The 9610-nt window shown below is 71.3% G+C and carries 10 protein-coding genes, 1 tRNA gene and 1 other RNA gene; 6 read left to right on the top strand and 6 right to left on the bottom strand.

Going from position 1 to position 9610, the window contains the following annotated elements:
• A partial coding sequence (locus VJN29_RS18905) for a helicase HerA-like domain-containing protein (RefSeq protein WP_324145190.1) occupies positions 1 to 597 on the bottom strand: 597 nt, incomplete at its 3' end.
• Between the two features lie 93 nt (positions 598 to 690).
• On the opposite strand from VJN29_RS18905, the gene VJN29_RS18900 reads away from it, so the two are divergent.
• Both VJN29_RS18900 and VJN29_RS18895 read left to right on the top strand, forming a co-directional pair.
• The gene (locus tag VJN29_RS18900; RefSeq protein WP_324145189.1) at positions 691 to 987 is read left to right on the top strand and encodes a type II toxin-antitoxin system VapB family antitoxin; all 297 of its coding nucleotides are present in this window, start codon (positions 691 to 693) and stop codon (positions 985 to 987) included.
• A 56-nt stretch (positions 988 to 1043) separates the two neighbouring features.
• Complete coding sequence (locus VJN29_RS18895; RefSeq protein WP_324145188.1) at positions 1044 to 1580, top strand: LytR C-terminal domain-containing protein; 537 nt, start codon at positions 1044 to 1046, stop codon at positions 1578 to 1580.
• Between the two features lie 189 nt (positions 1581 to 1769).
• Here the strand turns inward: VJN29_RS18895 and argF are convergent, their stop codons facing one another.
• Entirely contained in the window at positions 1770 to 2783 is a 1014-nt protein-coding gene (gene argF, locus VJN29_RS18890) for an ornithine carbamoyltransferase (protein WP_324145187.1), read from the bottom strand.
• A gap of 95 nt (positions 2784 to 2878) precedes the next feature.
• On the opposite strand from argF, the gene VJN29_RS18885 reads away from it, so the two are divergent.
• Positions 2879 to 3451, top strand: coding sequence for a hypothetical protein (locus tag VJN29_RS18885; RefSeq protein ID WP_324145186.1), 573 nt, complete (start codon positions 2879 to 2881; stop codon positions 3449 to 3451).
• Between the two features lie 48 nt (positions 3452 to 3499).
• On the opposite strand, the gene VJN29_RS18880 is transcribed toward VJN29_RS18885, so the two are convergent.
• A tRNA-Ser gene (locus VJN29_RS18880) sits at positions 3500 to 3587 on the bottom strand.
• Between the two features lie 101 nt (positions 3588 to 3688).
• Between VJN29_RS18880 and ffs the strand changes: the two genes are divergently transcribed.
• Positions 3689 to 3785, top strand: an RNA gene (gene ffs / locus VJN29_RS18875) — signal recognition particle sRNA small type.
• Between the two features lie 39 nt (positions 3786 to 3824).
• Here the strand turns inward: ffs and VJN29_RS18870 are convergent.
• Positions 3825 to 4925 (bottom strand): substrate-binding domain-containing protein, encoded by a 1101-nt coding sequence (locus VJN29_RS18870; protein WP_324145185.1) that lies wholly within the window; start codon positions 4923 to 4925, stop codon positions 3825 to 3827.
• A gap of 92 nt (positions 4926 to 5017) precedes the next feature.
• On the opposite strand from VJN29_RS18870, the gene VJN29_RS18865 reads away from it, so the two are divergent.
• The gene (locus VJN29_RS18865) at positions 5018 to 6217 is read left to right on the top strand and encodes an MFS transporter (protein WP_324145184.1); all 1200 of its coding nucleotides are present in this window, start codon (positions 5018 to 5020) and stop codon (positions 6215 to 6217) included.
• Positions 6218 to 6271: 54 nt separating this feature from the next.
• On the opposite strand, the gene VJN29_RS18860 is transcribed toward VJN29_RS18865, so the two are convergent.
• The gene (locus VJN29_RS18860; RefSeq protein ID WP_324145183.1) at positions 6272 to 7534 is read right to left on the bottom strand and encodes a GNAT family N-acetyltransferase; all 1263 of its coding nucleotides are present in this window, start codon (positions 7532 to 7534) and stop codon (positions 6272 to 6274) included.
• A 32-nt stretch (positions 7535 to 7566) separates the two neighbouring features.
• Positions 7567 to 8028, bottom strand: coding sequence for a DUF3817 domain-containing protein (locus tag VJN29_RS18855; protein WP_324145182.1), 462 nt, complete (start codon positions 8026 to 8028; stop codon positions 7567 to 7569).
• A 132-nt stretch (positions 8029 to 8160) separates the two neighbouring features.
• On the opposite strand from VJN29_RS18855, the gene VJN29_RS18850 reads away from it, so the two are divergent.
• Positions 8161 to 9610, top strand: a 1450-nt coding sequence (locus VJN29_RS18850; protein WP_324145181.1) for a DNA polymerase III subunit gamma and tau, incomplete at its 3' end; no start/stop codon positions are given.

Raw genomic sequence — 9610 nt, 5'->3', positions numbered from 1 at the left:
CGCCTTGAGGTCCGCCTTGCCCTCGTCGGAGGTCAGGTGGGTGATCACGGCGCGGAGGTCCTTGAGGTCGAGCAGCGCGAGGCCGTTCTTGTCGGCGTAGTGGAAGACCAGCCCGAGGCTGCTCTCCTGGGTTGCGTTCAGCCCGAGGACCTTCGCCAGGAGCACCGGCCCGAACGAGGTGATCGTCGCGCGCACGGGGATGCCGCTACCCATGCCACCGAGCGAGAAGAACTCCGTGGGGTAGCCCCGGGCCTCCCACGGCATGCCAACCGACGTTGCACGCTCGGTGATCTTGTCCCCTGCCTCACCGGGGCTGGCGAGCCCGGACAGGTCGCCCTTGATGTCCGCGAGGAAGACCGGCACTCCCTGGTCGGACAGCTGCTCCGCCATGAGCTGCAGCGTCTTCGTCTTGCCCGTGCCCGTGGCACCGGCGACCAGGCCGTGCCGGTTGAGCACGGTGAGGGGCACCTGCACGGGGGCATCGGGGTGCGCGTCGCCGTCGACCACCGCGGCGCCGAGCTTGAGCACACCCCCGTGGAAGGCGTATCCGGAGCGGATCTCGTCGAGCTGGGTCGCGTCAGCAGGTGCGTCGGTCACGTGTGGCACTCTAGCCACGCGACCGGGCCGTGAGGGCCGCGACGGCCCGGTCCAGGGGCCCCCCTCTGCCCGGACCGGGCCTATAGTGGCCGGGTGATTTTCAAGGCCGTCGGCGATACCCGCCCCTATCCCGACCACGGGCTCGTCTCGGCCAAGGACTGGTCCAACGTCCCGCCGCGCGTCGTCCAGCTCGGTGAGCTCATCACGACCAAGAGCACGCTCGACCTGAGGGGCCTGCTCGCCGACGACTCGACCTTCTTCGGCGACCTCTTCCCGCACTGCGTCGAGTGGGAGGGGCAGCTCTACCTCGAGGACGGCCTGCACCGGGCCCTCCGCGCCGCACTGGCGCAAAGGCCTGTTCTCCACGCCCGCGTCCTCGTACTCTCCTGACACGGGCTCCCTCCCGACCGGAGCAGGGAGCGCCCACGTCGGGGTAGAGGAGACCCATGAGCCTGGTCGATGAGGACGAAGCTCTGGAGTTCCACGCGCGTCGCCGGCGCCGGGCCACCGTGACGATCACCGTGGTGATCCTGGCTCTGGCCGGCGCCTTCTACTACGCCTCCTCGTACTTCCGTGAGACCACGCCGCAACCCGGGCCGTGCACGACCGTTCTGGCAACGCCGGCGCTCAAGCCCGCCGATGTGTCGATCAACGTCTACAACGCGACCAGCCGCCGCGGCCTCGCGCTGTCCACCTCCAAGGCTGCCGCCCAGCGCGGCTTCAAGATCGCAGCCGTTGCCAACGACCCCAAGGACAAGACGATCAAGGACGTCGCGCACATCCGCTACGGCCCGGAGGGGGAGGAGTCGGCCAAGCTGCTCGCCCAGCACATCACGGGCGCGAAGCTGGTCCTGGACAAGCGCAAGGGCGACGCGATCGACCTCGCCCTGGGGACCACGTGGAAGGGGTTCGGGCCGGTGCCGACCCCGACGACCCAAGCCGCGACGCTGCCGCCGTGCCCGACCATCACGGTCGAGGGCTGACCCCGCGCCATCCTGCCGTATGCCGCTGGGCTGGCTCCTCGTCGAGTGTGCAGTGCGCCCCCGGCCCAGCCCTCGTCGAGTGTGCAGTCCGCGCCCGGCCCAGCCCTCGTCGAGTGTGCAGTCCGCGGCGCGAACTGCACACTCGACTGAGCGGATGGCTGTCGTTTGCCGATGGGCCGGCACCCGGCATCAGAGCTGGGCGAGCGTGGCGACGAGCAGGGCCTTGATCGTGTGCAGCCGGTTCTCGGCCTGGTCGAAGACGATGGAGGCCTGCGACTCGAAGACGTCGTCGGTGACCTCGAGCTCCTTCAGGCCGAACTGCTGGTGCACGTCGCGCCCGACCTGCGTCTCGAGGTCATGGAAGGCGGGCAGGCAGTGCATGAACCGGACCTGCGGGTTGCCCGTCAGCTGGAGCAGCTCGGCGTTGACCTGGTACGGCGAGAGCAGCTCGATGCGGTCGGCCCAGACCTCTTTCGGCTCACCCATCGACACCCAGACGTCGGTGTGGACGAAGTCGACGCCCCTGACCCCCTCAGCCACGTGCTCGGTGAGCGTCACCCGGGAACCTGACTCAGCGGCATACCTCTTGGCTTGTGTCACAACCGAATCGGAGGGCCACAGCGAGCGGGGAGCGACGATGCGCACGTCCATGCCGAGCATCGCGCCGGTCATGAGCAGGGAGTTGCCCATGTTGAACCGCGCATCGCCGACGTAGGCGAAGGCGATCTCCGTCAGGTCGGTTCCGGGCTTGGCATGTTCTCGCATCGTCATTGCGTCACAGAGGGCCTGGGTCGGGTGCCAGTCGTCGGTGAGGCCGTTCCAGACCGGCACGCCGGCCCATGCCGCGAGGGTCTCGATGACGGCGTGCCCGGCACCGCGGTACTCGATGCCGTCGTAGTAGCGGCCGAGCACCCGTGCGGTGTCCTTGATCGACTCCTTGTGCCCCATCTGCGACCCGGCCGGGTCGAGGTAGGTGGTGGAGGCGCCCTGGTCCGCGGCTGCGACCTCGAAGGCACAGCGAGTCCGGGTCGAGGTCTTCTCGAAGAGCAGGGCGATGTTCTTGCCGGTGAGGCGCCGCTCCTCGCGGCCCTCCCGCTTGGCGGCCTTGAGCTCAGCAGCCAGGTCGAGCAGGGCGCGGAGCTCGTCTGGCGAGAGGTCGGTCTCCTTGAGCACGCTGCGGTGCACGAGCGCGGCGAGGGTCATGCCCAGATGCTGTCAGCCGCGCAGTCTGGACGACAAAGGAATCTCATGACGTGTCGCCCGGACGCGTACGTGCCGCCATGTCCTATGTTCGTCGAGTGACTGACGGGGACCTGTTGTTGAACCCGCATGACCGAGCGCTGGGCCGTGCTGCGGTCGCCTCCGGGCGGCTGCTCAACGACTTGGGCGGTGCGCACCTGGAGGCCGCTGGCAACCTCGTCGAGAAGGCCGCGCGGGCCCTGGAGACGGGCGACGAGGCCAAGGCCGAGCGGTACCTCGAGCGGGCCTGCGCGTATCCGTACGACGAGCGGGAACTGCTCCACCACGGGCCGTGGGCGGCACACATGTTCCTGCACGACGAGGTGACGGACGCCTTCGTGCACAGCCACGTCGACGACGAGGAGTGGCTCGATGTCGCCCTTGAGCAGGCAGCGACCGGCAGCGGACTCGGACGCGAGCACCTGGCCGACATCCTCCACGAGCTGTCCGCTCAGGCCCGGTTCTACGAGCTCACCCCACGGGAGTCGCGACGGATCCGCAAGGCCCTGGGCAAGCGGTCGATGAGCCCCGACTTCAGGCTGGCGGCCGATGCGTCCATCGCGGAGCAGGTGGCCGTGGCCCGGGAGCTCATCGAGACGGCCCTGCGCTTCCACCGCGCGCTCCACCACTGAGCCCGAGGGCACGACGAAAGGACCCCGGCGACGCGGGGTCCTTTCGGTTGGCGGAGGATGGGGGATTTGAACCCCCGAGGGTTTTATCCCAACACGATTTCCAATCGTGCGCACTAGGCCACTATGCGAATCCTCCGTCGGGCAGGGTACCGGAGCCTGACCCCGCGGGAAAAATCGCGACACCGGACCGGGCAAGCCCGCATTTCAGCTTGACGAGCCCGGCGGCATACACTGACCGTCGGCACCCCGCGTGGTGGTACCTCTCCGAACTCCCCCAGGGCAGGAATGCAGCAAGGGTAGGAGGGCTCTTCCAGGTACGCGGGGTGTCCTCGTTCCGTGCTGTCCCAGCCGACGCGCCCGATGCGTATGCCGCTCAGCGCGGTGGGGCGGTGGTCGTGCCCTCGCGCAGGTGGACGGGTTGGGTGACGCCTCGTGGGCGCTGGCCCTCGAGGGTCCGGCGCACCAGGGTGCCGAGGAGCCGGCCCTTGTCGTGGCCGTGCTGGTCCATCGTCGTCAGCCGGTGGGGCAGCCAGGGCAGGTCCAGGCCGTCGAAGCCGGTGACCGACAGGTCGTCCGGCACTCGGAGGCCGAGCTCCTCCGCGGCGATGATCACGCCCGCTGCGATGACGTCCGACTGGGCGACCACGGCGGTGGGGCGCTGCTCCACGGGACGGTCCAGCACTGCGCGGCCGGCGATGATGCCGCCCTCGACGGACGAGCCGTCCCCGGTCTGGACCGCCACGGCCCGCGCCCCGAAGACGTCGCGGAAGCCTTCGAGGCGACCGCGGGACGACAGGTAGGTGTCGCCCGTGAGGTCGTCCGGGATGACCGGACCGGCCGTCGACCCGGCGGTTAGCGACATCGCCACGTGCGCGACACGGCGGTGCCCGAGACGTCTGACGTAGCGGGCGATCTCGCCTCCTGCCGCACGCTCGTCGATGCGCACCTGGGTCACGCGCTTGTCGTCCGGGACCCCAGTGCCGAACATCGGGATGCCACGCGCGGCGAGATGGTGGACCAGGGGTGACGACTCCGGCCCGCAGAGCGAGAAGACGACGGCATCGAGCGCGAGACCGGCGATGAGGGGCAGGAGGTTCTCCTCGTCGTCCGCGGGCTGGCCGAGCAGCAACAGACCGGTCGGGATCGCGTCGAGCTCCTCCGCGAGGCCGTCGAGGATGGAGATCGCGAAGGGATCCCGGAAGGCGATCCGGACGCGCCCCTCGACCACGACCCCGACGACGCCGGCGCGACCCTGTCGCAGCGAGGAGGCGAGCGGGTTCGGGCCGGCGAAGCCCATCTCGGCCGCCACGGCGCGCACCCGCTCCGCGGTCGCCGCCGCCACCGGGCCCTTGCCGCTGAAGACGATCGAGGCCGTGGAGACCGAGACACCGGCGCGCGTCGCGACGTCGCGCAGGGTGGGCCGCTGCGGTCGGCGTCCGCGACGCGGGGTATCCGCTTGACCAGGGCTCACCATGCGCGGCATCCTACTCGAATCGATTCGATCGAATCGATTCGACGCCTCGTTCCGAGGCCCGTTGCACCTGACCGCCCCGAGAGGCTCGGCCCATGTCCGTCATCGCACCACCGCGGCCCGCCGTCCGAACCGCGCGCAACGCCGTCTTCACCGCTTTCGCGGTCAACGGGGCAGCCTTCGCGGCGCTCGCCTCGCGGGTGCCGGACATCAAGCACGAGCTCGGTCTCACCGCGGGGGAGCTCGGGCTCACCCTCTTCGCGCTCTCGATCGGGGCGGTCATCGGCCTGCCCCTGTCGGGCTGGTTCGTGCACCGCTTCGGCGCCGCCAGGGCGACGCTCGGCGCTGCCGCGGTCCAGGTCCTCGGCCTGGTCGTCGTCGGCCTGGCCGTGACGACGCTGGGCAGTCGTGGCGTCGCCATGGCGGGCCTGCTCCTCGTCGGCTTCGGCAGCGGGGTGTTCGACGTGGCCATGAACCTCGAGGGCGCCTCGGTCGAGCGGCACCTGTCGCGCTCGATCATGCCGCGCTTCCATGCGGCGTTCAGCGGTGGGACGGTCGTCTCGGCCCTGGCGGGTGCGGGGCTCTCGTTCCTGCACGTCAGTGTCCTCAGCCACTTCGTCGCCACGGCCGTCCTGCTGCTCGTCGTCACGCCGTGGTTCCTGCGCGCGTTCCTCCCACGCGGCGCCGAGGACGGGGCGGCTGACGACTCCGGGCCGGGCCGCGCCAAGGCCGGCATCGCATCCGCCTGGCGCGAGCCGCGGACGCTCCTCATCGGGGTCGTGGTGTTCGCAGCCGCCTTCACCGAGGGAACCGCCAACGACTGGATCGGGGTCGCGCTCTCCGACGGCTACGACCTGCCGCGCTGGGCCGGAGTGCTCGGCTTCGCCGTCTTCCTCAGCGCCATGACGACCGGCCGGATCCTCGGCACGCGCCTGCTCGATCGGCACGGTCGCCTGCCCGTGCTCCGCGTGCTGTTGGTCGCCGCGGTGGCCGGCAGCATCCTCGTCGTCTTCGGCGGCCCGGCCCTCGCCTTCGTCGGTGCGGCCGTCTGGGGCGTCGGCGCCAGCCTCGGCTTCCCCGTCGGCATGAGCGCCGCCGCAGACGAACCGCGTCGCGCGCCGGCACGGATGAGCGTCGTGTCGACGATCGGCTACACGGCGTTCATCGCGGGGCCACCCCTGCTCGGTCTCCTCGGCGACCACGTCGGGATCCTGCGGTCGCTCCTTGTCGTCGGCGGCATGGCGGCCGTGGCGATCGTGGCGCTCCCCGCCGTCCGCGAGCCCACCCGCGCCTGACCCAACCGCTCCTGACCCGCAACAGCTGGCGCGGGGTGGCGGCGGGCGGGGTCGTCAGAAGTACTCCGTCATGAAGGGTGTGCAGGCGAACATCGCATCGAGCGCCCGGTCCGACTCGGGCGCGCCACCGCTCGCCAGCCCGGCTGCTCGGAGCCGCGACATGGTCCAGCCGCACCAGAGGCCCGCCATCCCGCGCGGTCCCAGCCGGGTCGGCTCATCTCCCAGTCCGTATGCCGCTGTGCTCGCTCGCCCCGAAGCTGCACTCTCGATCGGGGCTGGGCCCGCATCCCCCTCCGATCGAGTGGACAACAATCGGGCCCTTCCGGCGCCCGCTGCGACGGAGATCTCCCAGTGACCAGAGTTCGCCGGAACCTCCGGGTCGGCCAGGGTGATCTCGGCCGACGCCGTGACGTGTGGCGAGAAGCCCCGGGCCGCCATCGCGCCGGGCAGGTCCACGACGCGCAGCATCCAGACGTGTTCGCGCACGTCCACCTCAGGCATCGCGCCGAAGAGCAGCCGGCCCGGGTCCCGTGGGTCGAGGTAGCTGCGCACGGTCGGCGCGGCCGAGGACCCGGATCCGACGACGGCCCACAGGGCGGCGGCCACCTCCGCCGACTCGCCGACGAGCTCCTCGACCGTGAGCACCTCCTCGGCGAGCGAGTACGACACGAAGCCGCGCCGTCCACGGCCCTCGTCGAGGACGTAGTTGATCAGCTCCTCGTCCTCGAGGTGCTCTCGCCAGGTCGCGACGGTCGGCAGCATCGGGCCGCTGAGGGCGTGGCGCTCCTGGTGACCCTGCATGAGGGAGCGGATCAGCTCGGCGTCACCGGGACCCGCGGGTCTGGGACGCAGCCCACCACTTCGGGAACGGGCCGCGCGGACGTCGTGAGCGGCATACGAATAACGGGGTTGGACGCCACCGACCTCGTAGCCGACGCTGCGGTAGAGCTCCGGCGCCGTGGGGAAGAGGCAGGAGACGACGTCTCCCAGCTGGCCCATGCGTTCGACGAGGCCGCGCATGAGCAGCGTGGCCACCCCGCGCCCGCGGGCGCTGGGCTCGGCGTAGACGCCCGCGATGCCGCCCATCCGCAGGTGCCGGCCGCCCCACACCTGCTCATAGGGGCGGGCTCGCCCCGTCGCGAGGAGCGTGTCGTTCTCGTCGACGACGGCGAGCATGCGGCCGGGGATGACCTCCTTGGCCACGCGGTCCCACCAGGCTCGCCCGCCGGGTCCGAGGGGACCGAAGGAGCGGGTTCGGATGACGAGCGCCGACGGCAGGTCGGCCTCGGACACGTCTCGGATACGCAGGTCGCTCACCCACCGGACTCTAGGGCGAGCGGCGAGGCGCGTCAGCCGTCGGTGCCGACCGGGGGGCCGACCAGGAGGGCGACGCCCGTCAGCCCGGCGACGGCGACGAGCCCGACCGCGACGGCGACGGCCGGGCGAGCGAGCAGTGCCGCGACGAGTCGCTCGGCCGGGCTGGTCGGAGCCTCCCCGTCACGACCGAGGCGCCAGCCCCCGTCGAGGCGGCCGGCCCGGTCGAGCCGGCGCTCCCACCACACGGTGAGGAAGGGCGGGACGGCGCTCGCGAGGCCGAGCAGGCCCTCGCGGACGGTCCACCGCTGGTTGACCCAGAGCAGGACGGTGACGAGGCAGAACGCGATGAAGACGACACCGTGCACCATGCCGAAGACGGTGACCCCCAACCCGGTCGTCCTCGTCACGTACTTGAGGAACATCCCGGTGAGCAGGAGCGCCCAGGAGACCACCTCGGCGAGGGCGATCCGGCGGTAGAGGATGCGGGGCGACATGGGACTCCTGGGGGGCGTCGTAGCGGGCGCGAATGCCCATCCTTGCAGAGCGCGGCGGGCACCCAACGGGCGACGTCCACAGCGGGCCTGAGCGCATACGTCATCGTCGGGGGTGGCGGTTAGGGTTCGTGCATGGCCACCGCCCTCTATCGTCGCTACCGGCCCGAGCGCTTCGCCGATGTCATCGGGCAGGAGCACGTGACGGAGCCGCTCATGCAGGCGCTGCGCACCGGGCGAGTGGGGCACGCGTACCTGTTCAGCGGGCCGCGCGGCTGCGGCAAGACGACGAGCGCCCGCATCCTGGCCCGGTGCCTCAACTGTGAGCAGGGCCCGACCCCGGAGCCGTGCGGTGAGTGCGAGTCCTGCGTCGCCCTCGCTCGCGGCGGTCCGGGCAGCGTCGACGTCATCGAGATCGACGCGGCGAGCCACGGCGGCGTCGACGACGCGCGTGACCTGCGTGAGCGGGCGTCCTACGGTCCCGCGCAGAGCCGCTACAAGATCTACATCATCGACGAGGCGCACATGGTGACGCCGCAGGGCTTCAACGCCCTGCTCAAGATCGTCGAGGAGCCGCCCGAGCACGTGAAGTTCGTCTTCGCGACGACCGAGCCGGAGAAGGTCATCGGCACGATCCGCTCGAGGACGCACCACTACCCGTTCCGGCTCGTCCCGCCGGCCAAGCTCACGGCCTACATGGAGCGCCTCCTCGAGCAAGAGGGAGTGTCCGTCGCGCCCGGCGTGCTCTCGTTCGTCGTGCGGGCTGGCGGAGGGTCGGTCCGTGACTCGCTGTCCGTGCTCGACCAGCTCATCGCCGGTTCCGGCCCCGAGGGGCTGACCTACGAGAGTGCCGTGTCCCTGCTCGGGTTCACCGACGGCGAGCTGCTCGACGCCACCATCGACGCCCTGGCCGCGGGCGATGGCGCCGCGACCTTCCGCCAGGTCGACAAGGTCATCGAGTCCGGCCACGACCCAAGGCGATTCATCGAGGACCTGCTCGAGCGGCTCCGCGACCTCATCATCGTCGCGGCGGTGTCCGAGCCGGGCCAGGTGCTGCGCGGGGTGCCGGAGGACCAGCTCGAGCGGATGCGGGTCCAGCAGGCGGCCTTCGGTCCGGGGGCGCTCTCGCGGGCGGCGGACATCGTCAACACGGGGCTCACCGAGATGACGGGCGCCACCGCGCCACGGATGCAGCTCGAGCTGATCTGTGCGCGCATCCTCCTGCCCGCCGCGTCGGGTGAGCAGGGCTACGCTGCCCGCCTCGACCGGCTGGAGCGCCGTCTCGAGGTCGGCGGGGTCCCGAGCGGCGGTGGCGGGTCTCCTGCACCAGCGCCATCGGGCCGTATGCCGCTGGGCTCGGCCCCGATCGCGCCCCCCGTCCCAGCCCCCACCGAACCGTCGAGCGTTGACGTGCCGCCGCCCTCCGCGTCGCGTGCGCAGGACGTCGCGCCGCCCTCCCCGTCGCGTGCGCACGACGTCGCGCCGCCGCCCTCCGCGTCGAGTGCGCAGGAGGTCGCGCCGCCGCCCTCCGCGTCGAGTGCGCAGGACGTCGCGCCGCCGCCCTCCGCGTCGAGTGCGCAGGACG

This window comes from Intrasporangium sp. (assembly GCF_035280925.1).
Taxonomy (GTDB): domain Bacteria; phylum Actinomycetota; class Actinomycetes; order Actinomycetales; family Dermatophilaceae; genus Intrasporangium.
This window is presented reverse-complemented; position numbering and strand designations above follow the sequence as displayed.